The following is a 24430-nucleotide window of genomic DNA, read 5'->3' as shown; positions in this document are numbered from 1 at the left end:
GGATTGTAGCGCAGCCTTATTGGCCGCGCTGACTAAAGCTGTGCAGCGCTTTTTCGATGCATTGCGCGGTTTTGCCGAAGGCTTGCACGGCGATGTCCGAGAATGGCCCGCCACCCTGATCCGCCACGACGATCATGATCACTCGCCCATTGTTGAGCAGCGAGCGCAGCAACAGGTGCTCGCCGCTGAACTGGCTACGCAGGTTGTTGGGCAGCAAGGCGGAAAATTGCGCGTTGTTGAGCGGCGTCAGGCGTACCTGGGCCTGTTGCGAGAGCAGGCGTTGCAATAGCGCGCTTTGACTGACGTTAAAATTCAGCCCGGCCACTTCATCAGGCAGGCCGGCCGTCTGGTGCACACGCAGATTGGCGTGGGTGCGGTCGGCCATCAGGATCATCACCCGACGCATGCCACTGGCCACCAGCGCGTCGCGGGCAGAGGTGGTCAGGTGGATGGCATTGGTGAAACGACTTGGCTCGTGCAACAGCTCGGCACATTGTTTGCGCCATTTCGCCAGGTCGTCGGCAGTGGGTGCCGGGGCTGGCTGCAAACCGGCATGTACAGGGTTCGTACCCCATGGCCAGATCAGTGCGACAGCGGGATGCCAAAGATCGGGCATGGCGTGATAACGCGCACTGTTGGCGGCTTGCTGGTGCAATTGTTGTTGCACCTCGTCCATCGGTATTTGCAGGTAAAGGCCGGTCAAGTACTGCCAGCGCTCACTGTGCGGACTGTCCCAGGCCTGCTGCGCCGAGAGGGCCAGGCCGTTGGCCAATAACACCGTGTTGGCCGGTTGATTAAGCCAGCGACGCAGGGTCGGGTGGTCATCCAAGCGGTTCTGCTGGCGTAGCGGATGTTCGCTGTCGCGGGCAATGCGCAGCACTTTCACCAGTTCCCGTTGCTCGGTGAGCAGCAGTCGATAGCCCTGTTGCACCCAGATCGGCAGGTGCCAGAGATCCACCAGGGCCTGGCCGATTTCCAGCAGGCGCGCGCCAAACAGTTGCTGTTCGACTGCGCGCGCCGACTCGCCTTTATGAATGACCCGCAGCTCCCAGTCTTCGAGCAGCTGCGGATGCGTCATGGCAAGCGGCCACAGCGGCGACAGGAACAGCAGGCTGCCCCAGTGGATGTCCTGCCACAGGCGCGCCAGGCGGCCGGCAAAAAAACCGTTGGCCTGTTGGCTGGCGTGTTGGCTGATCATCTGCAACTGGCGCAGGGCTTTCGGGATCTCGGCCTGGGGCATTGCGGGCAATCGCGCGAGCAGCTCCTCGGTGCGCTTCAAGCCAAGGCGGTTGATGGCGACCTCAAGGTTTTCCGCAGGCTCGCTCATGGCGCCATGGCTGTGCCGGTTGGCTTCGCGAATCACGCTCAAGGCCAGGGCCGGGCTGCCCTGCATCAAGTCGGCGATGTTGCGCAGCGAGCTGCGACTGTCGCGCATGGCCCGGCACACTTGATCGTGACTGGCCTGCGGAACCGGCAGGCGCACGCCGTCGAGAAGCTTGACCCAGCCTTCGAGCGTGTTCGGTGTTGGCGTCGGGGCGTTCGTTTGTCTAGCCATGTCTGGAGGCGATCATCGTCAACAATACCTGGGCCCGGAGGGGGTCAAATTGGCTTTTCGCCTGAACTGGCTATAGTCTGGCGCAGTTTTGCCGATAAGTAGAAGAAGAGATTTTTTAACTTCCGAATATGACCTTGAACCCGACTCAGTAAGTGCTCTCCTACCTATGGCTAAAATTATCGGCATCATCGTCGTATTCGCGAGCGTGCTCGGCGGATACGTGCTCTCCCATGGCAAGATTGCCGCCCTGATCCAGCCTTTCGAGGTCATGATTATCGGTGGTGCGGCCCTCGGTGCATTCCTGCAGGCCAACCCCGGTTACATGACCATGCACGTGCTCAAGAAGTCCCTGAGCATGTTCGGTTCGCGTTTCAGCCATGCCTTCTATCTTGAAGTGCTGGGCCTGATCTACGAGATTCTCAACAAGAGCCGCCGCGAAGGCATGATGGCCATCGAAGCGGACATCGAAGATGCTGCGGCGAGCCCGATCTTCGCCAAGTACCCGACGGTCCTGAAGGATGAGCGCATGACCGCGTTCATCTGTGATTACCTGCGCATCATGTCCTCCGGCAACATGGCGCCCCATGAGCTGGAGGGCCTGTTCGACATGGAACTCTACAGCCTCAAGGAAGACCTGGAGCACCCGTCCCACGCGGTGAACGGCATCGCCGACGCCATGCCCGGTTTCGGTATCGTCGCGGCGGTCCTGGGTATCGTGGTGACCATGGCCTCGCTGGGCGAGGGCGACCAGAAGTCGATCGGTCTGCACGTCGGTGCGGCACTGGTGGGTACCTTCTTCGGTATTCTCGCCGCCTACGGTTTCTTCGGCCCGCTGGCGCATTCCCTGGCCCACGATGCCAAAGAAGAACTCAACGTCTACGAAGCCATCAAGGCCTCGCTGGTGGCTTCCGCCTCGGGCATGCCGCCATCGCTGGCCGTGGAGTTCGGGCGCAAGGTCCTGTACCCGGCGCACCGGCCAAGCTTCGCCGAGCTGGAACAAGCGGTTCGTGGTCGTTAAGTAATGGAAAATAACCAGCCGATAATCATCAAGCGCGTCAAGCGCATCGCCGGTGGGCATCACGGGGGCGCCTGGAAAATCGCCTTCGCCGACTTCGCCACGGCGATGATGGCGTTCTTCCTGGTGTTGTGGCTGTTGTCCACCGCCACCCCGGAACAGAAAATCGCCATCGCCGGCTACTTCAAGGACCCGATCGGCTTTTCCGAAAGTGGCACACCCTACATCATCGATCTGGGCGGCACGCCGACCATGGCGCCGGAAAATACCCTCAACCCCGAGGTGAAGACCCAGCCGCAGCCGGACAAGCTGACGGTCGACGTCGATCAGGTCGAGGGCATGGCCGAGACGGTGGAGAAGGAGCGTCTGGAACTGCTGCTGCAAGAACTGCAGAACAAGGTCGAAGAGAACCCGCAACTGCAGAAATTCAAAGACCAGATCCTGTTCGAAATCACCCCGGACGGTTTGCGCATCCAGATCGTGGACGCCGAAAACCGGCCGATGTTCGACTCGGGCTCGGCCCGCCTGAAACCGTATTTCGAAGACATCCTGCTGGCCATGGCCGACACCATCAAGGCGGTGCCGAACAAGATCAGCATCAGCGGCCACACCGATGCCACGCCGTACAGCGGCAGCGGCGAATTCGGTAACTGGGAGCTGTCGGCCAACCGTGCCAACGCCGCGCGCCGTGCGCTGGTGGCGGGCAGCTACCCGGAGGCACAGGTGGCGCGTGTGGTTGGTTATGCCTCGTCGGCCCTGTTCGACCGCGAGCATCCGTTCAATCCGGTCAACCGCCGTATCGACATTGTCGTGCTGACCAAGAAGGCCCAGCGTGCCATCGAAGGTTCGCAAGGGGCGGAACCTACTCCTGATGCGCCGCAAGATTCGGCTGCTCCAAATGCCGCACCGGCTGCGCCAGTCGATCCAAACGCGTTGCCAGCGGACAAGGAGCCGCTGCCGGCGCATGAGCTTCGGGAGCGTCTGAACCTGTTTGACGATCCTGCACCAAAACCGGGTGAGCCAGCCAAATCGGCTGAACCAACCAGGCAGTGACCGAAAAAAGCCGACAGCAATGTCGGCTTTTTGTGGGCGTTTCCTGCCTTAAAACCCACGGATGATTCTGGATTTGAGATCCGTGTGGAATCGGTCGGCGTTACTCCTGTTGACGCTGCGTGCCGATTCGCTGCCATTCACGGATTCCAGTGACATCGAACGCTTGAGCGTCGATTCGTTGCGATACGCATCGATAAAGAACTCGATATCTCTGTCGCTGGTCAGCTTCGGCCACTTATCGAGATACAGCGGCAGCTCTGTCGGGCCGGTCTTGAACGAGCAGATACGCCGATTTGTGATGGTCGCCTCGCCGATTTCGAATGGCACCCACCAGGACAGCGCGGTTTTCTCGGATACCACTGCCAGCAGGTGCGTGCATTCGCTGATGTTGCGGGTGATTACCCCGGTAATGTCGTCGGTGGTCTGGGATTCGGCATCCAGTACATCAAGGTAGGTCTTGATGTTGGCCTGCATCAGGCGCGTGTTGATGTTGATCGCATAAGCGCGATCCATGTGGCGGTAGCTGATAAACACTGGCATCAAAAATGTCCCTTGATCGCGAGTTCGCGGTAATAGGCGCCGAGGGCGGTGAGGCGGCAGCCGGTGGCGTGGATGGCGGCGTAGTACATATGTTCGGCGTCCACCGGTTCGATGAGACTGTGGCGGTTGCACTTTTGCAGCTGGGCAAAGACTTCGCCCTGTTCAGGGTTGAACTCGGGTTCGGTGGGTTCAAAGCTGGGGGTGAGGGGGTATATCGACTCTGCTTCGGCAAACCATTCAGGAAGTTTGCGCAGGATTTCCTTGGGGATCAGCGGCGAAACTTCGCGCAGGGAAATGAACTGCGACACGTTGGTCTTGAACACCGGGCGCTGTTCCCAGGCGTCGAGGGCGTTGTCGACAAACGAATAGAGGCTGCCGGGGGTGATCTTGCCCAGGATGTTCGCAGCTCCGCCGTGCAGGGCCTGGAGCAACAGTCCGGTGAACACGCCGTGCTGTGCGCCCTCCATTGCCGGCTCTGCCTTTTTGCAGGCGGTCAGAATGGTCATGCCTTCGCCAATCACGGCACACTCGCTGCGCAAGGCACGCAATTCGCCGGCCGAGCCGCTCTGGCAGCAATCGAGAATGATCACTTTGTTCTTGATCTTGGTGGCCTTGGTTGCCCAGTTGAGGATGTCGCTGAGGCGAATCCCATCCTTGGCGCTCTTGTAATCCTGCGGGATCAACATGCCTTCGTCGGTGTCGGTATCGAAGCTGCCGTGGCCAGCGAAATACAGCAGTGCGACATTGCAGTCCCCGGAAAACAGCTCGCGGATCTGGTCTTCGAGCTTTTCCCTGCCCAGGTAGTCCTCGGCGGAGGTCAGGACGATGTTCTTGAAGTTCGGATCGCCATTGGCGTCGGTCTTCAGCACGGAAGCCATGGCCATGGCGTCATTGCTGCAGCCGCTCAGGCGCGAAACGTGGGTGTAGTCGTTGATGCCGATAAAAAGTCCCTTGCGCATGGTTACACCGCCGTGTGCTGGCGAATGGCGCTGATGATGCTGTTGGTGTTCCACGCACATTCGGTGTGCGACGCGTCACGCACCACCTTGGAAATGCGGTCGGCGCCGAACGGCTTGATCGCAATGATGACCTTGCCCATGCGCCTGGCTATCTCGATTTCCTTGTTGATCCACTTGCTGTAGGTGGAATACATCCCGGCCATGATCAATACCGCCGAGCACGGGCGGATCTTGTCTTCGATGGCCTCCTCAAGTTGTTTGTCGGTTTTCGCGCCCACAATCGGCTTGTCGGGTGGCACCGAAAAGTTCTTGTACTTGAAGTCGGGCCGAGCGTTGAGCAAGCGCACGAGATTGTCGTGGGCGTGGGGGTAATTCCACGAGTGGCTGATAAACAAATGGTAGGTCTGCATGGGTATCCCTCGGTGTCGCTTGAGTGCGAAGAGGGTTTGAACCTAGGCGATTGCAGCGCGGCCACAAGGGATTGGCGCGAAAAGAGAAATGCCCTACAAGCGCGTGTGCACAAGCCTTACAGAAAGGTCTGACGTTTAAATGGAGAAGGGATCCAGCCGCCGGCCGCCCCGCTGTAGTCAGGGCGGCCGGCGCGTCTGTTTAGTAACCGTTTTCCGGCAGGCTGGCGATGATCGAGCGGTAGCTGTTCATCCGTTGCTGTTGCACGCGGCCGTCTTCCAGGGCCTTGAGCAGGGCGCAACCGGGTTCGCGGTCGTGCTTGCAGTCGCGGAAGCGGCAGGTGCCGAGCAGGTCGTTGAACTCGATGAAACCGGCTTCGACGTCGGCGCGGCTGACGTGGCCCAGGCCGAATTCGCGGATGCCCGGGGAGTCGATCAGCTCACCGCCACCGGGGAAGTGGAACAGGCGTGCGGTGGTCGTGGTGTGGGTGCCCTGGCCGGACAGCTCGGACAACGGGCCGACGCGGGTTTCGACCTCTGGCAGCAAACTGTTGACCAGCGACGACTTGCCGACGCCGGACTGGCCGACGAACACGCTGATGCGCCCGTCCAGTTGCTTCTGAAGCTGTTCCATGCCGTTGCCGTGGTGGGCCGATACTTCCAGCACCGGGTAACCCAGGGTGCGGTAGACCGCGAGCAAGGCGTTCAGGGCCGGGGCGTTGTGCTCGTCGATCAGGTCGAACTTGTTCAGCAGCAACAGCGGCTTGATGCCCGCATGTTCGGCGGCGACGAGGTAGCGGTCGATCAGGTTGGCATGGGGCTCAGGCAGCGGCGCAAACACGATGACAATCATGTCGACGTTCGCGGCTACCGGTTTGAGCTGGCCACGACTGTCCGGGCGGCAGAGTTCGGTATTGCGCGGCAATTGCGCCACGATCACGCCGATGCCCTGGTTGCCGGCACGCCAGACCACCTGGTCGCCGGTCACCAATGCGGGCAGGTTCGCCCGCAGGTGGCAACGAAACACCTGGCCGGCCAGCTCGCCATCACGGGCTTCGACTTCGACCTGCACACCGAAGTGGGCGATCACCAGGCCGTGTTGTTCCGGGCCCAGGTCGCCACCCTCTAGTGCCTCGACAGCCGAGGACTCGCGTTTGGCGGCGCGGGCAGCGCGTTCGCCCTGAATCTTTTCGATGCGCCAGTTTTGACGACGATTGAGTTGGCGTTTGGCCATGGGTGTTCCGTATCAAGAATGCAGCGATTAGGTAAAACGGCCGCGAGTTTAGCACGCCCGGCCACCGGCCTAGGCTAAACTGCGCAGCATTGCCTAGGAGCCGACTCATGCAAAACCCGCAGAACCTGATCTGGATCGACCTGGAAATGACCGGTCTGAACCCGGATACCGACGTCATCATCGAAATGGCCACTATTGTCACCGACAGCGACCTCAATACCCTGGCTGAAGGTCCGGTGATCGCCATTCACCACAGCGACGAAATCCTTGCCGGCATGGACGAGTGGAACACCCGTCAACACGGCGGTTCGGGCCTGACCCAGCGCGTGCGCGACAGTCGCATCAGCATGGCTGAAGCCGAAGCCCAGACCATCGCCTTCCTGGAAAAGTGGGTGCCGAAGGGCAAATCGCCGATCTGCGGCAACAGCATCTGCCAGGATCGTCGCTTCCTTTATACCCACATGAAATCCCTGGAAAGCTATTTCCACTACCGCAACCTCGACGTGTCCACACTCAAAGAGCTGGCTGCGCGCTGGGCACCGGACGTGCGTGACAGCTTCAAGAAGGGCAGCACCCACCTGGCGCTGGACGACATCCGCGAGTCGATCGCCGAGCTGCAGCACTACCGCCAGCACTTCATCAAGGCCTGATTGTGTAGCGTCTGTTATGGCCCTTTCGCTGGCAAGCCAGCTCCTACAGGTTTGCGCGGTTCTGTAGGAGCTGGCTTGCCAGCGAAGGGGGGCTTTGAAGACGCTATCGCCAGCGAGCCGCCCCCGACAGATGGCGGCGCCCTCTTTTGGTGCCTCGGCGAAGTGCGTAGACTGCGCGCCTTTTTGCAAGGATCGCCACCATGTTGCTGATGCTCTACCTGATCGCCATCACCGCCGAGGCCATGACCGGTGCGCTGTCTGCCGGTCGTCGCGGCATGGACTGGTTCGGCGTGGTGCTGATCGCGTGCGTCACGGCGCTGGGCGGTGGTTCGGTGCGCGATGTGTTGCTTGGCCACTATCCGCTGACCTGGGTGAAACACCCGGAATACCTGGTGCTGACCACTATCGCGGCGATGATCACGGTATTCACCGCGCGCTGGATGCGCCATCTGCGTTCATTGTTCCTGGTGCTCGACGCCGTCGGTCTGGTGGCGTTCACCCTGATCGGCTGCATGACCGCTCTGGAAATGGGGCATGGCATGTTGGTCGCGTCGGTCAGCGGGGTGATCACCGGCGTTTTCGGTGGCATCCTGCGGGACATCTTCTGCAATGATATTCCGCTGATCTTCCGGCGCGAGCTGTACGCCAGCGTGTCGTTCGCGGCGGCGTGGTGCTACATGTTTTGCCTATACCTGAACTTGCCGGGAGAGCAGGCGATCTTGATCACCCTGTTCGGCGGTTTCCTGCTGCGCTTGCTGGCGATCCGCTTCCATTGGGAAATGCCCAAATTCGTCTACAACGACGAGGCCTGACGCTCGGCGTGCTGCTGCAACGCCCACTCGACATGCTCGCGGACCAATTCGGACGGATGTTCACGCCTGGCCTTCAACGCTTCCAGCACCGGAATGGTTGAAGGCGCATTGCCGAGACCGACGGCCAGGTTGCGCAGCCAGTTCTCGTACCCTGTCCGGCGTAGCGGCGAGCCTTCGGTGCTGCTCAGGAATTTATCCTCGTCCCACATGAACAGCTCGGCCAGTTCGGCGTTGTCCAGGTTGTGCCGCGGCTTGAAGTCGCTTTCCCCGGACGGGCGGGCAAAGCGGTTCCACGGGCAGACGATCTGGCAATCATCGCAACCGAACACCCGATTGCCGATCAGCGGCCGCAGTTCCTGCGGAATCGCACCTTTGAGTTCGATGGTCAGGTAGGAAATACAGCGCCGGGCGTCCAGCACATAGGGCCCGACGAAGGCATTGGTCGGGCAGATGTCGAGGCAGGCGCTGCAGCGGCCGCAGTGTTCGGTGGCATGGGGCGGGTCCACTGGCAGCGGCAGGTCGACGAACAGTTCGGCGAGGAAGAAGTAACTGCCGGCCTTGCGATTCAAGACCAGGGTGTTTTTACCGATCCAGCCCAGGCCTGCCTGTTCGGCGATGGCTTTTTCCAGCACCGGGGCACTGTCGACAAAAGCCCGGAAACCAAACGGGCCGATTTCTGCCTGAATCTTGTCCGCCAGTTGTTGTACGCGTTTACGGATCAATTTGTGGTAATCGCGGCCCAAGGCATAACGCGAGACGTAGGCTTTTTCCGGCTGGGCGAGCAGATGCGCCATTCTGGTATCGCCCGACAGGTAGTCCATGCGCAGCGACACCACGCGCAAAGTGCCCGGCACCAGTTCTTCGGGGTGCGAGCGTTTGCTGCCGTGGGCGCCCATGTACTCCATTTCACCGTGGTAGCCGGCGGCGAGCCAGCGTTCCAGGTGCTGCTCATGCTCGGCGAGGTCGAGGCCGCTGATGCCGACTTGCTGAAAGCCCAGCTCGCGGCCCCAGTCCTTGATGGATTGGGCGAGGGCGGGCAAATCTGTGGTAATAGCGGGCATGAGGCGAGAGAAACCGGAGCTGAGGTGCGTATAATTCTGCCAGACATCGGAGCCCATAGACGCATGCCGCACGCTAAAGATGATTTACCCGACGCGCTGTACAGCGCCGCGCAGGTCCGCGGGCTCGATGCGAGCCTGATCGCGGCCGGCACACCGGGCTTCGAACTGATGCAGCGCGCCGCACGGGCCACCTGGCGGGCGCTGGTCCGGCAATGGCCGACGGTAAGCGAACTGACGGTGGTTACCGGTCACGGCAATAACGCGGGCGACGGTTATCTGGTCGCCGTGCTGGCCAAGCGTGCCGGGTGGACGGTACGGGTGCTGGCGGCGGGCGATCCGCAGCAACTGCGAGGTGATGCGGCTTCGGCCCATGCCGAAGCGGTAGCGGAGAAGGTTGTGATCGATGCATGGAGTGCGCAATCGGACTTGCGTGGAATCACTCTGGACGCATTGCTGGGTACCGGCCTCACTGGCGAGGTGCGCGAGCCGTACGCCAGTGTCATCGCCGCGATCAACGCCAGCGGCCTTCCCGTGGCGGCAGTGGATATCCCCTCGGGGCTTTGCGCTGATACCGGTCGCGTCCTCGGTTGCGCGGTGCGCGCCAATCTGACGGTGACCTTTATCGGGCTGAAACTGGGGTTGTTCACCGGTGACGCGGCGGATGTCGTGGGTGAGCTGGTTTTCAACGACCTGCACTCTGATCCGCAGCTGCTTGAGGGGGCGCCGACTACTGCCCGTCTCCTCATGGCTGGCAATCTGGCGCGCCTGGCCCCTCGGACTCCGGCTTCCCATAAAGGCAGATTTGGCCATGTCCTGCTGATCGGTGGCGATCGCGGGCTGGGCGGGGCGATCCTGTTGAGCGCGCAAAGTGCACTGCGCAGCGGCGCGGGCATGGTGTCGGTGGCGACCCGCCCCGAGCATGTGCCCGCTGCGCTGGCGCGGATCCCTGAGGCGATGGTGTTAGGCACAACGTCGGCCAATCAATTGATGGATTTGCTTCAAAAGGTGTCCGTGTTGGTGGTTGGCCCTGGACTGGGGCAGGGCGCCTGGGGACGAAGCCTGTTATCGGCGGCCGCCAACGCACCCCTGCCGCAAGTCTGGGACGCCGATGCGTTGAACCTGCTGGCCGAGGGCCGGGTCAGCTTGCCCAAGGGCTGTGTGATCACGCCGCACCCGGGGGAAGCCGCGCGGTTGCTGGGGCTCAGCACTGCCGAGGTTCAGGCGGATCGCCCGGCGGCGGTCCATGCACTGAGCAAAAAATACAACGCCGTGGTCGTGCTCAAGGGCGCCGGCAGTCTGATCGCCTGCCCTGACGGGCGGCTGGCCCTTTGTCATCAGGGCCATCCGGCGATGGCCACCGCGGGGCTGGGCGATGTGATGGCCGGTCTGGTCGGTGCACTGCTTGCACAGGGCATGGCGGCGTTTGACGCGACTTGCCTGGCGGTCTGGCTGCACGCCAACGCCGGTGAGCAACAAGGAAAATTCGGCCGTGGGCTGGCGGCCAGTGATCTGATACCAGCCATTCGTCAGTTGTTGGAGGAGCAAGCACCGTGTCTGAAGTAACCCTGTACCTGGCCGATGAGCAGGCCATGAGCGACTTTGGCGCACGCATCGCCCGTATCACCGAGGGGCATGGCCTGATCTTCCTTGAAGGTAATCTTGGCATGGGCAAAACCACCTTATCCCGGGGTATCATCCGGGGCCTGGGGCATGTCGGCGCGGTCAAGAGCCCGACCTTCACCCTGGTCGAGCCCTACGAGATCGGCGACATTCGCGCCTTCCATTTCGACCTGTATCGCCTGGTCGATCCGGAGGAGCTGGAGTTTCTCGGCATCCGCGACTATTTCGAAGACGATGCCCTGTGCCTGATCGAGTGGCCCGATAAAGGTGCAGGCTTTTTGCCAAAGCCCGACCTGACCATTACCATTAGCCCGCAAGACAGCGGGCGTTCGCTGAAAATTTTATCCCAGGGCTCGCGTGGCGAGGCCTGGTGTGCCGCATTGGCATTGGAATCCAAATAGATGATGGGGTTAGGTATGCGCTTTCGCGCGTTGGTGGCTGCCGTAGGGGTGTTGTTTCTGGCGGTGACCGTCGACGCTGTGGCCGAGACGAAGGTCAACAGTGTTCGCCTGTGGCGGGCGCCGGATAACACGCGACTGGTGTTTGACCTGACCGGCCCCGTGCAGCACAGCGTCTTTACGCTGACGTCCCCGGATCGCCTGGTCATCGACATCAATGGCGCGAGCCTCGGTGCGCCGTTGAACGTCAACAGCGCGAACACCCCGATCACCGCCATGCGCTCGGCACAGCGTACGCCGACCGACCTGCGGGTGGTCATCGACCTGAAAAAGGCCGTGACGCCAAAAAGCTTCTCCCTGGCGCCCAACGCCCAGTATGGCAATCGACTGGTGGTCGATCTGTTCGACAACCCGGCCGACGCCGCGCCGCCGCCAGCGCCGACCCCATCGGTCGCCACAGTGCCGGCCGTGCCGGTCACGCCCTCGGAGCCGGCCATCAAGTTGCCGCCAGCACCGGCTGGCAAGCGCGACATCATTGTGGTGATCGACGCCGGTCACGGTGGCGAAGACCCGGGCGCCTCCGGCTCCCGCGGTCAGCGCGAGAAAGACGTGGTATTGGCCATCGCTCGCGAACTGCAGCGCCAGGTCAATGGCATGAAGGGTTTCCGTGCCGAGCTGACCCGCACCGGCGACTACTTCATTCCTCTGCGTGGCCGTACGGAAATCGCCCGCAAGAAAGGCGCCGACCTGTTCGTCTCGATTCACGCCGACGCCGCACCCTCTACCGCGGCCTTCGGTGCCTCGGTGTTCGCCCTGTCCGATCGCGGCGCCACTTCGGAAACCGCGCGCTGGCTGGCCGACAGTGAAAACCGTTCCGACCTGATCGGTGGTGCCGGCAACGTCAGCCTCGACGACAAGGACCGCATGCTGGCCGGTGTGTTGCTCGATCTGTCGATGACTGCGTCCCTGACCTCCAGCCTGAACGTCGGCCAGAAAGTCCTGAGCAACATCGGCCGGGTCACGCCGTTGCACAAGCAACGGGTCGAGCAGGCTGGGTTCATGGTGCTGAAGTCGCCGGACATCCCGTCGATCCTGGTCGAAACCGGGTTTATCTCCAACGCCAACGAGGCCTCGAAACTGGCTGCCGCGAGCCACCAGCAGGCGCTGGCACGTTCCATCAGCAGCGGCGTGCGCCAGTTCTTCCAGCAGAATCCGCCACCGGGCACCTACGTTGCCTGGCTGCGTGACTCCGGGAAGATCGCCCAAGGCCCCCGTGACCATCGGGTCAACCCGGGCGAGACGCTGGCGATGATCGCCGTGCGTTATCAAGTGTCTCCAGCCGCTGTGCGCAATGCGAACAACCTGTCGAGCGATGAGCTGAAGGTTGGTCAGCACCTGACCATCCCGGGTAATGATCTGGCGGCCAAAGAATGAATCAGGTCGTGAACAACGGCGCTCGCATCGAGCTGCTCAGCCCGCGACTGGCGAACCAGATTGCTGCGGGTGAGGTGGTCGAGCGCCCGGCTTCGGTGATCAAGGAGCTGCTGGAAAACAGCCTTGACTCCGGTGCCAAGCGCATCGATGTCGACGTGGAGCAGGGCGGCGTCAAGTTGCTGCGGGTGCGCGACGATGGCAGCGGCATTTCCGCCGATGACCTGCCGCTGGCCCTGGCGCGCCACGCCACCAGCAAGATCCGTAACCTGGAAGACCTTGAACAGGTCATGAGCCTGGGTTTTCGTGGTGAGGCCCTGGCATCGATCAGTTCGGTGGCGCGCCTGACCCTGACGTCGCGCACCCGTGATGCCGACCAGGCCTGGCAAGTGGAAACCGAAGGCCGTGACATGGCGCCCCGGGTGCAACCTGCGGCCCATCCGGTGGGCACCTCGGTCGAGGTGCGCGACCTGTTCTTCAATACTCCGGCGCGCCGCAAGTTTCTCAAGACCGAGAAAACCGAATTCGATCACCTGCAGGAAGTCATCCGGCGCCTGGCGCTGGCGCGGTTCGACGTGGCCTTTCATCTGCGTCATAACGGCAAGACCATCCTCAGCCTGCACGAAGCCCACGACGACGCGGCTCGCGCCCGGCGCGTGGCGGCAATCTGCGGGCCGGGTTTCCTGGAGCAGGCGCTGCCGATCGAAATCGAACGCAATGGCCTGCACCTGTGGGGCTGGGTCGGGTTGCCGACCTTCAACCGCAGCCAGGCGGATTTGCAGTATTTCTTCGTCAATGGCCGTGCCGTGCGCGACAAACTGGTGGCCCACGCCGTGCGCCAGGCTTATCGCGACGTGCTGTTCAATGGCCGGCATCCGACGTTCGTGCTGTTTTTCGAGGTCGATCCAACGGGCGTCGACGTCAACGTGCACCCCACCAAGCACGAAGTGCGCTTCCGTGAAGGGCGCATGGTCCATGATTTCCTCTATGGCACCTTGCACCGTGCCTTGGGCGATGTGCGCCCGGATGATCAGCTGGCGGCGCCGGTTACCACGGCCATTGTCCGGCCTACCGGCCTCGAAGCCGGTGAGTTCGGCCCTCAAGGCGAAATGCGCCTGGCCGCCAATGCGCTGCTGGAGCAACCCCAGGCCCAGCCGTCGTTCAATACGCCAGCCGGTTCAGGCTCTGGCGCCGGATATCAGTATCAATACACTCCGCGACCGCAGTCAGCGGTTCCGGCTGCAGAAGCGCAGGCGGCCTATCGCGAGTTCTTCGCGCCGTTGCCCGAGGCCAACGCGGTTGCGCTGCCAGCCGGACAGGACGACATCCCGCCGCTGGGCTATGCGCTGGCCCAGCTCAAGGGCATCTACATCCTCTCGGAAAACGCCCAGGGGCTGGTGCTGGTGGACATGCATGCCGCTCATGAGCGGATCATGTACGAACGCCTGAAAGTCGCCATGGCCAGCGAGGGCTTGAGCGGGCAACCGCTGCTGGTGCCCGAATCCCTGGCGGTCAGCCAGCGTGAAGCCGATTGCGCCGAAGAACATATCACCTGGTTCCAGCGCCTGGGCTTCGAGCTGCAGCGTCTCGGCCCGGAAACCCTGGCCATTCGGCAGATACCGGCCTTGCTCAAACAGGCTGAGGCCAATCGCCTGGTGGGTGACGTGTTGGCCGACCTGATGGAATATGGCACCAGCGACCGGATCCAGGCGCACCTGAACGAACTGCTCGGGACCATGGCCTGCCACGGTGCGGTCCGGGCCAATCGGCGTCTGGCCCTGCCGGAAATGAACGGTCTGCTGCGTGACATGGAAAACACCGAGCGCAGCGGTCAATGCAACCATGGCCGACCGACCTGGACCCAGCTGGGCCTGGACGATCTGGACAAACTGTTCTTGCGCGGTCGTTGATGAGCCAGCTCCCTCCTGCGATTTTCCTGATGGGCCCGACCGCCGCCGGCAAGACCGACCTGGCCATCGAACTCACCAAGGTCCTGCCTTGCGAGCTGATCAGCGTCGATTCGGCGCTGGTCTACCGCGGAATGGACATCGGCACCGCCAAGCCATCAAAAGAGCTGTTGGCGGAGTTTCCGCACCGTTTGATCGATATTCTCGATCCGGCCGAGGCTTATTCGGCGGCGGATTTCCGTCGCGATGCCCTGCAAGCCATGGCCGAGATCACCGCACGGGGTAAAATTCCGCTGTTGGTGGGCGGCACGATGCTCTATTACAAGGCCTTGGTCGAAGGGCTCGCGGATATGCCAGCCGCCGATCCGGATGTCCGCGCACAGATCGAGGAAGAGGCCGCCCGCCTTGGCTGGCAGGCGTTGCACGATCAGTTGGCGATCATTGACCCGGTTTCTGCGGCGCGTATTCATCCGAACGATCCCCAGCGTCTGAGTCGAGCACTGGAAGTTTTTCGTGTTAGCGGTCAGAGCATGACCGAGCTACGCTTGCAACAATCTGCGCAAAGTACTGAAGCAGCCGCTTCGGGACGGCAACAATTGCCCTATACTGTCGCGAACTTGGCCATTGCTCCGGCGAATCGCCTGGTACTGCACGAACGAATTAAACAAAGATTCACCTTAATGTTGGAACAGGGGTTCATTGACGAGGTCGTAGCCCTGCGTAATAGAAGTGACCTGCATACCGGGTTGCCGTCTATACGTGCGGTAGGCTATCGCCAAGTCTGGGATTACCTGGATGGCAAGCTGACGTCAGCCGAGATGCAGGAGCGTGGAATCATTGCCACGCGCCAATTGGCGAAGCGCCAGTTCACCTGGCTTCGCAGTTGGGCTGATTTACACTGGCTGGACAGCCTCGATTGCGACAATCTGCCGCGCGCCTTGAAATACCTGGGGACCATCTCCATATTGAGCTGAGTCCTTGCAATTGCCGTCTATCCTTGGGGGTGGGGCGGCCAAAGCCATCTGTTTACCTATTTTTTTATTTTGAATCCTTAAAGGAGTGCGGCACATGTCAAAAGGGCATTCGCTACAAGACCCTTACTTGAATACTTTACGTAAAGAGAAAGTTGGGGTGTCCATCTACCTGGTCAACGGTATCAAACTGCAAGGTACGATCGAGTCTTTCGACCAGTTCGTTATCCTGCTGAAAAACACCGTCAGCCAAATGGTCTACAAACACGCTATCTCTACAGTAGTGCCGGTTCGTCCAATTCGTCTGCCTAGCGCAACCGAATCGGAAGCGGGTGATGCTGAGCCAGGTAACGCCTGATAGGAGTCTCCTTTGTTCTTTGAGCGCCACGGTGGTGGTGAGCGAGTCATACTCGTTCACTTGGATGGACAGGACCCTGAGGCGCGCGAAGACCCGCAGGAGTTTCAGGAATTGGCTAATTCGGCCGGCGCCGAGACCGTTGCGTTTTTTAACGTGCCGCGTCATCGGCCAACCGCCAAATTCCTGATTGGCAGCGGCAAGGTCGAGGAACTGCGCGACCTGGTCAAGGCCGAAGAAGCCGATCTGGTGATTTTCAATCACGTCCTCACGCCCAGTCAGGAACGTAACCTCGAACGTGTTTTCGAGTGTCGCGTGATCGACCGTACCGGTCTGATTCTCGATATTTTCGCCCAGCGCGCCCGTACCCATGAAGGCAAGCTCCAGGTAGAACTGGCCCAGCTTGACCACATGAGCACCCGGCTGGTTCGCGGATGGACTCACCTTGAGCGCCAGGGTGGCGGTATCGGCATGCGTGGCCCGGGTGAAACCCAACTGGAAACCGACCGCCGCTTGCTGCGGGTTCGCCTGCGCCAGATCAAGGGCCGGCTGGAGAAGGTGCGCAGCCAGCGCGAACAGTCGCGCCGTGGTCGTTCGCGTGCGGATATCCCTACCGTGTCGCTGGTGGGCTATACCAACGCCGGTAAGTCCACGCTGTTCAACAATGTGACGAAATCCGACGTCTACGCGGCTGACCAATTGTTCGCCACGCTGGACCCGACCCTGCGTCGTCTGGAACTGGACGATCTGGGGCCGATTGTCCTGGCGGACACGGTAGGTTTCATTCGCCACTTGCCCCACAAGCTGGTCGAGGCATTTCGGTCTACCCTCGAAGAATCGAGCAACTCCGACCTGTTGTTGCACGTGATCGATGCGGCGGAACCGGATCGCATGTTGCAGATCGAGCAGGTGATGGTGGTGCTGGGCGAGATTGGTGCCCAGGACTTGCCGATCCTCGAGGTCTATAACAAACTCGATTTGCTTGAAGGCGTTGAGCCACAAATCCAGCGCGACGAAAATGGCAAACCCCAGCGGGTCTGGCTGTCGGCGCGTGATGGCACTGGTCTGGAATTGCTTGAGCAAGCCATTGCCGAATTGCTTGGCAGTGATTTGTTTATCGGTACCCTGCGCTTGCCGCAACGATTCGCCCGACTGCGTGCGCAGTTTTTCGAACTCGGTGCGGTGCAAAAAGAAGAGCACGACGAAGAAGGCATCAGTTTGCTGGCCGTTCGTTTGCCCCGGGTCGAGTTGAATCGACTGGTAAGCCGCGAAGGATTGCAGCCGATGGAATTCATCGAGCAACACACTTTGCAATAAAAGCCTGAGAAAGCGGTTGTGCCGTGGTGACAGGCATTCTGTAGCATTGGTCGGCGCGCCGTGGGTGCGTCTTTGCTTTATCAGATGGAGAGCGCTATGGCTTGGAATGAGCCGGGTGGCAACTCGAATAATCAGGATCCTTGGGGTGGCAAGCGCCGCAATAACGGCGACCGCAAGGGACCACCAGATCTCGACGAGGCCTTCCGAAAGCTGCAGGAAAGCCTGAACGGGTTGTTCGGTGGTGGCAAGAAACGCGGGGATGATGGGGGCGGTTCGGGCAAGAGCGGCGGCTTCGGCGGCCTGCTGGGCATCGGCCTGGTCGTGTTGGCGGCCGTTTGGCTGTACAGCGCGGTCTATGTCGTCGACGAGCAGGAGCAAGCTGTGGTGCTGCGCTTCGGCAAGTACTACGAAACCGTCGGTCCCGGCCTGAATATCTACTTCCCGCCGATCGACAAGAAGTACATGGAAAACGTCACGCGTGAGCGGGCGTACACCAAGCAGGGTCAAATGCTGACTGAAGACGAGAACATCGTCGAAGTGCCGCTGACCGTGCAGTACAAGATCAGCAACCTGCAGGACTTCGTGCTGAGCGTCGATCAGCCGGAAATCAGCCTGCAGCACGCGACCGACAGCGCCCTGCGCCATGTGGTGGGTTCCACCGCGATGGACCAGGTGCTGACCGAAGGTCGTGAGTTGATGGCCAGCGAAATCAAGGAGCGCCTGCAACGCTTCATGGATACCTATCGCACCGGTATCACCGTCACCCAGGTCAACGTACAGAGCGCAGCGGCACCGCGTGAAGTGCAGGAAGCCTTCGATGACGTGATCCGCGCCCGTGAAGACGAGCAGCGTTCGCGCAACCAGGCTGAAACCTATGCCAACGGCGTCGTGCCGGAAGCCCGTGGTCAGGCCCAGCGCATCCTTGAAGATGCCAATGGCTACCGTGACGAAACCGTCTCGCGCGCCAAGGGTGAGGCCGATCGCTTCACCAAACTGGTCGCCGAGTACCGCAAGGCACCTGAAGTCACCCGCCAGCGTCTGTACCTGGACACCATGCAGGAAGTCTTCAGCAACACCAGCAAGGTTCTCGTGACCGGCAACAAAAATGGCCAGAGCAACCTGCTGTACCTGCCTCTGGACAAGATGGTCGAAAGTGGTCGCAGCACCAGCACCCAGGTGACCGGCGCGGCAGCCAGCAGCAATGAAGCGAATGCGCGTGCGGCAGCTGATCTGCAGCAACAGCAAGCACGTACCAGGGAGAGTCGCTGATGAGCAATAAATCGCTGATCGCCCTTATTGTCGGCGTCGTCGTGGCGATCGCTGCCTGGAACTGCTTCTACATCGTGGCTCAGACCGAGCGTGCGGTGTTGCTGCAGTTCGGTCGCGTGGTCCAGACCGATGTTCAGCCAGGCCTGCATGTGAAAGTGCCCTACGTTAACCAGGTGCGTAAATTTGACGCACGCCTGATGACGCTGGATGCACCGACGCAACGCTTCCTGACGCTGGAAAAGAAAGCCGTGATGGTCGATGCCTACGCCAAGTGGCGGGTGAAGGACGCCGAGCGTTTCTACACCGCGACTTCCGGTCTGAAGCAGATTGCCGACGAGCGTCTGTCCCGTCGTCTCGAGTCGGGCCTGCGTGACCAGTTCGGTAAGCGCACCTTGCACGAAGTGGTGTCCGGTGAGCGTGATGCGCTGATGGCGGATATCACCGCTTCGCTGAATAAGATGGCCGAAAAAGAGCTGGGCATCGAGGTTGTCGATGTTCGGGTCAAGACCATCGACCTGCCGAAGGAAGTGAACCGCAGCGTGTTCGAACGTATGAGCACCGAGCGTGAGCGTGAAGCTCGCGAGCACCGCGCCAAGGGTAACGAGCTGGCTGAAGGCATCCGTGCCGACGCCGATCGTCAACGCCGCGTGCTGCTGGCCGAAGCCTATCGTGAATCCGAAGAGATTCGCGGTGACGGTGACGCCCAGGCCGCTTCGATCTATTCCAAGGCCTACGGTCAGGATCAGGAGTTCTACGCGTTCTACCGTAGCCTGCGCGCCTACCGTGAAAGCTTCGCGAACAAATCCGACGTCATGGTCCTGGACCCAAGCAGTGACTTCTTCCACTACCTGGAAAAAGCCAAGCCTTGATACGACGTTGACCTGATTCATCCCGCCGGGCGGCTAAAACCTCTGGCGGGGTGATCCTTTGGGAAAACGTGTGTATGATGCGGCAGCCGGGAAATTCCCGGCTTTTTTGCGTCTGCACGTTTGATTGCTGTTTTGTGCAGGTGCCCGAGCTGAATGCTCGACAGGTTTTTCGAGGAAAGTGATTGGCGAAGCCGGTAGCAGGCGTTTCGCTTCGTTGCTCCTGCGTCCGATTTATGACCATGGGCTGATCATTTTCTGCTTCACTCAAGGCTCGGCCAAAGGCTGACCGCCCGGATACAGGGGAAGGCGTAATGGCAACGGTAGACCGCTGGCTTCTGCCAGATGGCATCGAAGAAGTACTGCCACCTGAAGCGGCGCGCATTGAAGTTGCGCGTCGTCAGGTGTTGGATCTGTTCCAGAGCTGGGGTTACGAGTTTGTCGTGACTCCCCATATCGAGTACCTGGAATCCCTGCTGACCGGCGCGGGCCAGGACCTGGACCTGCGGACCTTCAAGGTCATCGACCCGCAATCGGGCCGGCAGATGGGTTTCCGTGCCGACATCACGCCGCAAGTGGCGCGCATCGATGCGCACACCCTGCGTCGCGAAGGTCCGAGCCGCCTGTGTTACGCCGGCAGCGTGCTGCATGCCCAGCCGCGTGCCTTGTCGTCCTCGCGCAGCCCGATCCAGTTGGGCGCCGAGTTGTATGGCGATGCCAGCCCGAGCAGCGACGTGGAAGTCATCAGCCTGATGCTTGCCATGCTGCAACTGGCCGATGTGCCGGATGTGCACATGGACCTGGGGCATGTCGGTATCTACCGCGGCCTGGCCCGCGCCGCCGGTCTGTCCGGCGAAGTTGAACAACAGTTGTTCGATGCGTTGCAACGCAAGGCCATCGACGAGGTCATTACCTTGACCGAAGGCTTGCCGGCTGATCTATCGGGCATGCTGCGTGCGTTGGTCGATCTGTGTGGCGGCCGTGAAGTGCTGGCGGCCGCGCGTGAGCGACTGGCCAAGGCCCCGGCCCCGGTGCTGGCGGCACTGGATGACTTGCTGGCGATTGCCGAGCGTTTGTCCGTGCGTTTCCCGGAGTTGCCGCTGTACTTCGACCTGGGCGAGTTGCGCGGTTACCACTACCACACCGGTGTGGTGTTCGCGGTGTTCGTGCCGGGTGTTGGCCAGTCCATCGCCCAGGGCGGTCGCTACGACGACATCGGCGCCGACTTCGGTCGTGCCCGTCCGGCCACCGGCTTCTCCACCGATTTGAAAACCCTGGTGACCCTGGGGCGTGCTGAGATCGAGCTACCGTCTGGCGGTATCTGGATGCCTGACAGTACGGATGCGGCACTCTGGCAGCAGGTTTGCCAGTTGCGCAGTGAGGGTCAGCGTGTCGTCCAGGCGTTGCCTGGGCAGCCATTGGCCGCCGCCCGTGAAGCGGACTGCGACCGGCAATTGATTCAGCAGAACGGGCTTTGGCAAGTATCGCCACTGGCTTCTTGAGTTTTCCTGCCGGCTGCCGCCGGCACCAAGTTTGCGCGAATGAGGACAAGTGTTATGGGTAAGAATGTCGTAGTCCTGGGCACCCAATGGGGTGATGAGGGCAAAGGCAAGATCGTTGATCTGCTGACCGAACATGCTGCCGCCGTAGTGCGCTACCAGGGTGGCCACAACGCAGGTCACACTCTGGTGATCGATGGCGAAAAAACTGTCTTGCACCTGATCCCGTCGGGCGTACTGCGCGAAGGCGTGCAGTGCCTGATCGGCAACGGCGTGGTGGTTGCACCTGACGCCCTGCTGCGCGAGATCACCAAGCTGGAAGAAAAAGGCGTACCGGTGCGCGAGCGCCTGCGTATCAGCCCGTCCTGCCCACTGATCCTGTCCTTCCACGTAGCGCTGGACCAGGCCCGTGAAAAGGCCCGCGGCGAGCTGAAGATCGGCACCACCGGTCGCGGCATCGGCCCGGCCTACGAAGACAAGGTTGCACGTCGTGGCCTGCGTGTGGGCGACCTGCTCAACATGCCGCGCTTTGAAGACAAACTGCGTGAACTGGTGGATTACCACAACTTCATGCTGGTGGGTTACTACAAAGAGCCAGCCATCGAATTCGAAAAGACCCTGGCCGAATGCAAAGAATACGCGGAGCTGCTCAAGCCGCTGATGCTGGACGTGACTGCCGAGCTGCACGACCTGCGTCGCGCTGGCAAAGACATCATGTTCGAAGGCGCCCAAGGCTCCCTGCTGGACATCGACCACGGTACCTACCCGTACGTGACCAGCTCTAACACCACCGCTGGCGGCGTAGCGACCGGTTCGGGTGTTGGCCCCATGTTCCTGGACTACATCCTGGGCATCACCAAGGCTTACACCACGCGTGTAGGTTCGGGTCCATTCCCGACTGAGTTGTTCGACGAAGTCGGTGCGCATCTGGCTAAACAAGGTCACGAGTTCGGCGCAACTACCGGCCGTGCCCGTCGTTGTGGCTGGTTCGACGCCGTTATCCTGCGTCGCGCTATCGACGTGAACAGCATCTCGGGCATCTGCCTGACCAAGCTGGACGTGCTCGACGGTCTGGAAACCATCAACATCTGCGTCGGCTATAAAGATGCAGAAGGCAACGCCGTTGCCCCGACTGATGCTGACAGCTACGTGGGCCTGCAGCCTGTGTACGAAGAAGTGCCGGGCTGGACCGAGTCGACCGTGGGTGCCAAAACCCTGGAAGAGCTGCCAGCTAACGCCCGTGCTTACATCAAACGCGTCGAAGAGCTGATCGGCGCGCCGATCGACATTATTTCGACGGGTCCGGACCGCAACGAAACCATCGTTCTGCGCCATCCGTTCGCTTGATAAGCTGTTGATGTAAAACACAAAGGCCCCTCAATAGGGGCCTTTGTCGTATATGCCTGTCGAACGGCATGACCTTTGCTATTAGCTTTGCCTAAAGCGTCACTTTCGGGCGTGCCATCAATTTAATGGCGCTAATGCAGAGGGATTTCAAGTGTCGGCCGTTCTCTCATTGTTACAAAGCCGTTTGTTGCGGCCCGTATTCGTTACCCTTGGTATCGCCCTTTTGGTGCAGGTACTGGTGGCGGTCGCGCTGACCCGGAGCACTGTGACGGCGCTTGAAGCCGATCTCGGTCAGCGCCTTGGCGCGGACAGTCAAAAACTTTCCGGTGAGCTCGAGCAGGCGGGACGTGAAGTCACGTCGAGCCTCGACAGCCTGTCTGCCAGTACCCGTCAGCGCCTCACGGCTGGCTTGTCTACACGGCTGAAGGACGAGCAGGCGCAGTTGCGTGCGACCCTGGAAAAAGACCTGAAGGATTCCGCCAGCGACATGGCGCAGCTTCTGGCCTCGGTGGCTCCTCGTGCCATGTGGGACAACGACGTTCCGACCTTGTCCGAGTTCGCCCGTCGGGCTCAGCGCAACCCCAACGTGCTGTTCGTGGTGTATGACGACGCCACCGGCCAGCACCTGACGCGTTACCTCAACCGGGAAAACCCGATCAACAAGGCCCTTTTGGAAAAAGGCCAGGGCGAGCGTGCGCTGGACAAGGTGCTGGATGCGGCGAAGAACGATCCGTCAGTGTTCTACATCGAGGCCTCGATCAACCCGAACGGCGTGGAAATCGGCAAGGTCCTGATGGGCGTCTCGACGGCCTCGGTGGAGGCTGATCTGGCAGCCCTGGACAAGCGCTTCTCGGCCTTGATCGCCAGCGGCGACCAACTGGTGGGCGACAGCCTCAAAGGCGCGGCGGCCGACAGCGCAGCCGCCATGCGTGCGCGTCTGCAATCGGCCCAGTCCACGGCCGCTGAAATGAAAGCCAACACCACCAGCACCGTGCAGGAGGCCGCGGCAACCTTGCGCTGGCGTATCGGTGTGAGTCTGGCGGTGGTGGGCTTTGGTGTCCTGCTGTTGCTGGCGGTGGTGCTCGGCCGTCGAGTGGTCAATCGCCTGAAGATGCTGATTGTCGCCATGGATGACCTGGCGGCGGGTGAGGGCGATCTGACCAAGCGCGTGCAGATCAGCAGCAAGGACGAAATCGGTGATATGGCTTCGGCGGTCAATCGCTTTGTGGATAAATTGCAGCCGATCGTGCGCGAGGCGGGTGATGTCGCACAGCGTACCGGTGTGGAAATCGGTGCCATGACGTTGCGTAACGCCGGGGCCGATGCGGCGGCAGGCATGCAGCGCGATGAGGTGGCGGAAAGCCTGCGGGCCCTGTCGCGAATGGCGGATGAAGCACAGTCTGAAAGTCATGCCATGCAAGCGGCGTTGAAGCAGGTGGTGGATATTCGCCAGGCCACCGACGAAAACACCCGGACCTCGGCCAAAGTCGGCAACCTGATCGAAGCGTTGGCAGGCCAGGTCGAAACCGGCGCGCAAGTGATCGAGCGCCTGGCGCAGCAGAGCGAGCAGATCGAGGTGGTGCTGACGGTGATCCACGGGATTGCCGAGCAGACCAACCTGCTGGCGCTGAACGCGGCCATTGAAGCGGCGCGCGCTGGCGAAACCGGGCGCGGGTTTGCGGTGGTGGCGGATGAGGTGCGCGCATTGGCGAGCAAGACGCAAAGCTCCACCGGCGATATCCAGGCGCACATCGTGGCGTTGCAGCAAGGCGCACGCGAAGCCGTGGCGGCCATCGGCCAGGCCGGGCGTCAGGCCAGCGAGGGCCTGCTGGTCCTGCGTGACAGCGCGCGGTTGCAGCAATCGGTGCAGGCTTCGGTCGAGCAGGTGCACACGGCGATCGGCCTGGCGACCCAGGCCGCCGAGCACCAGGCCCGTGGGGCTCAGGCGGTGCGTGGTCGGGTCGAGACTATTCATGTGCAGGCAGAGAAGGCGGCCCAGGCGGTGGTGGAAACCACGGCCAGCGGCAAGGTGCTCGATGGCCTGGCGGCGCAGCTGAAAGCGAGCCTGGGGCAGTTCAGGGCTTGATGCCTTAAAGATCAAAAGATCGCAGCCTGCGGCAGCTCCTACAAGGGAATACGCGTTTCCCTGTAGGAGCTGCCGCAG

Annotated in this window: 22 protein-coding genes; 16 read left to right on the top strand and 6 right to left on the bottom strand. The window is 61.3% G+C overall.

Annotated elements, in window-relative coordinates:
* Window positions 1-16 precede the first annotated feature (16 nt).
* Window positions 17-1555: an HDOD domain-containing protein gene (locus tag SOP95_RS15120; RefSeq protein WP_274076787.1), complete on the bottom strand. Its 1539-nt coding sequence runs from the start codon at window positions 1553-1555 to the stop codon at window positions 17-19.
* Between the two features lie 166 nt (window positions 1556-1721).
* Between SOP95_RS15120 and motA the strand changes: the two genes are divergently transcribed.
* Together motA and motB are read left to right on the top strand one after the other, a co-directional pair.
* Entirely contained in the window at window positions 1722-2573 is an 852-nt protein-coding gene (motA, locus tag SOP95_RS15115; RefSeq protein WP_008063575.1) for a flagellar motor stator protein MotA, read from the top strand.
* 3 nt (window positions 2574-2576) lie between these two features.
* On the top strand, window positions 2577-3623 hold the full coding sequence (gene motB, locus SOP95_RS15110; protein ID WP_274076788.1) for a flagellar motor protein MotB: 1047 nt from the start codon (window positions 2577-2579) through the stop codon (window positions 3621-3623).
* A 48-nt stretch (window positions 3624-3671) separates the two neighbouring features.
* Here motB and SOP95_RS15105 read toward each other — a convergent pair whose 3' ends face one another.
* From SOP95_RS15105 to rsgA, 4 genes are all read right to left on the bottom strand, one after another.
* Window positions 3672-4163, bottom strand: a complete 492-nt coding sequence (locus SOP95_RS15105) for a toll/interleukin-1 receptor domain-containing protein (RefSeq protein ID WP_274076791.1) — start codon at window positions 4161-4163, stop codon at window positions 3672-3674.
* Window positions 4163-5122 carry a caspase family protein gene (locus tag SOP95_RS15100; protein ID WP_323607463.1) on the bottom strand — a complete coding sequence of 320 codons (960 nt, stop codon included), beginning with the start codon at window positions 5120-5122 and terminating at the stop codon, window positions 4163-4165. Before SOP95_RS15100 ends, SOP95_RS15105 begins: the two co-directional genes overlap by 1 nt.
* Window positions 5123-5124: 2 nt before the next feature.
* Window positions 5125-5532 carry a TIR domain-containing protein gene (locus SOP95_RS15095; protein ID WP_274076793.1) on the bottom strand — a complete coding sequence of 136 codons (408 nt, stop codon included), beginning with the start codon at window positions 5530-5532 and terminating at the stop codon, window positions 5125-5127.
* 199 nt (window positions 5533-5731) lie between these two features.
* Window positions 5732-6763 carry a small ribosomal subunit biogenesis GTPase RsgA gene (gene rsgA / locus SOP95_RS15090; RefSeq protein WP_008064125.1) on the bottom strand — a complete coding sequence of 344 codons (1032 nt, stop codon included), beginning with the start codon at window positions 6761-6763 and terminating at the stop codon, window positions 5732-5734.
* A 107-nt stretch (window positions 6764-6870) separates the two neighbouring features.
* On the opposite strand from rsgA, the gene orn reads away from it, so the two are divergent.
* Entirely contained in the window at window positions 6871-7413 is a 543-nt protein-coding gene (gene orn / locus SOP95_RS15085) for an oligoribonuclease (RefSeq protein ID WP_179057346.1), read from the top strand.
* A gap of 200 nt (window positions 7414-7613) precedes the next feature.
* Complete coding sequence (locus SOP95_RS15080) at window positions 7614-8225, top strand: trimeric intracellular cation channel family protein (protein ID WP_274076794.1); 612 nt, start codon at window positions 7614-7616, stop codon at window positions 8223-8225.
* On the opposite strand, the gene queG is transcribed toward SOP95_RS15080, so the two are convergent.
* On the bottom strand, window positions 8207-9286 hold the full coding sequence (gene queG, locus SOP95_RS15075) for a tRNA epoxyqueuosine(34) reductase QueG (RefSeq protein ID WP_323607462.1): 1080 nt from the start codon (window positions 9284-9286) through the stop codon (window positions 8207-8209). The two genes, SOP95_RS15080 and queG, sit on opposite strands and share 19 nt — an antisense overlap.
* Before the next feature lie 63 nt (window positions 9287-9349).
* Here queG and SOP95_RS15070 point away from each other — a divergent pair, with 63 nt between their 5' ends.
* The 12 genes from SOP95_RS15070 to SOP95_RS15015 all read left to right on the top strand — a co-directional run bounded on the left by SOP95_RS15070 (window position 9350) and on the right by SOP95_RS15015 (window position 24352).
* Window positions 9350-10849 carry an NAD(P)H-hydrate dehydratase gene (locus tag SOP95_RS15070; RefSeq protein ID WP_323607461.1) on the top strand — a complete coding sequence of 500 codons (1500 nt, stop codon included), beginning with the start codon at window positions 9350-9352 and terminating at the stop codon, window positions 10847-10849.
* A complete protein-coding gene (gene tsaE / locus SOP95_RS15065; protein ID WP_274076797.1) occupies window positions 10837-11307 on the top strand; it encodes a tRNA (adenosine(37)-N6)-threonylcarbamoyltransferase complex ATPase subunit type 1 TsaE in 471 nt (156 codons plus the stop codon). The genes SOP95_RS15070 and tsaE overlap by 13 nt, the downstream gene beginning before the upstream one ends.
* Entirely contained in the window at window positions 11308-12738 is a 1431-nt protein-coding gene (locus tag SOP95_RS15060; RefSeq protein ID WP_323607460.1) for an N-acetylmuramoyl-L-alanine amidase, read from the top strand.
* On the top strand, window positions 12735-14645 hold the full coding sequence (mutL, locus tag SOP95_RS15055; RefSeq protein ID WP_442967740.1) for a DNA mismatch repair endonuclease MutL: 1911 nt from the start codon (window positions 12735-12737) through the stop codon (window positions 14643-14645). The genes SOP95_RS15060 and mutL overlap by 4 nt, the downstream gene beginning before the upstream one ends.
* Window positions 14645-15616, top strand: coding sequence for a tRNA (adenosine(37)-N6)-dimethylallyltransferase MiaA (gene miaA / locus SOP95_RS15050; protein ID WP_274076799.1), 972 nt, complete (start codon window positions 14645-14647; stop codon window positions 15614-15616). The genes mutL and miaA overlap by 1 nt, the downstream gene beginning before the upstream one ends.
* A 94-nt stretch (window positions 15617-15710) precedes the next feature.
* The gene (hfq, locus tag SOP95_RS15045; protein WP_007902656.1) at window positions 15711-15971 is read left to right on the top strand and encodes an RNA chaperone Hfq; all 261 of its coding nucleotides are present in this window, start codon (window positions 15711-15713) and stop codon (window positions 15969-15971) included.
* Window positions 15972-15983: 12 nt separating this feature from the next.
* A complete protein-coding gene (gene hflX, locus SOP95_RS15040) occupies window positions 15984-17285 on the top strand; it encodes a ribosome rescue GTPase HflX (protein WP_274076800.1) in 1302 nt (433 codons plus the stop codon).
* Between the two features lie 96 nt (window positions 17286-17381).
* Entirely contained in the window at window positions 17382-18554 is a 1173-nt protein-coding gene (hflK, locus tag SOP95_RS15035) for an FtsH protease activity modulator HflK (protein WP_323607459.1), read from the top strand.
* Complete coding sequence (gene hflC, locus SOP95_RS15030; protein WP_008064109.1) at window positions 18554-19423, top strand: protease modulator HflC; 870 nt, start codon at window positions 18554-18556, stop codon at window positions 19421-19423. Before hflK ends, hflC begins: the two co-directional genes overlap by 1 nt.
* A gap of 311 nt (window positions 19424-19734) precedes the next feature.
* Entirely contained in the window at window positions 19735-20922 is a 1188-nt protein-coding gene (locus SOP95_RS15025) for an ATP phosphoribosyltransferase regulatory subunit (RefSeq protein WP_090328525.1), read from the top strand.
* A gap of 54 nt (window positions 20923-20976) precedes the next feature.
* Window positions 20977-22266: an adenylosuccinate synthase gene (locus SOP95_RS15020; protein WP_016984782.1), complete on the top strand. Its 1290-nt coding sequence runs from the start codon at window positions 20977-20979 to the stop codon at window positions 22264-22266.
* A gap of 151 nt (window positions 22267-22417) precedes the next feature.
* Complete coding sequence (locus tag SOP95_RS15015; RefSeq protein WP_274076803.1) at window positions 22418-24352, top strand: methyl-accepting chemotaxis protein; 1935 nt, start codon at window positions 22418-22420, stop codon at window positions 24350-24352.
* The last annotated feature ends 78 nt before the right edge of the window (window positions 24353-24430 follow it).

The sequence above is a fragment of the Pseudomonas sp. YuFO8 genome, from assembly GCF_035065025.1.
In the GTDB taxonomy this organism is placed as follows: domain Bacteria; phylum Pseudomonadota; class Gammaproteobacteria; order Pseudomonadales; family Pseudomonadaceae; genus Aquipseudomonas; species Aquipseudomonas putida_AE.
This window is presented reverse-complemented; position numbering and strand designations above follow the sequence as displayed.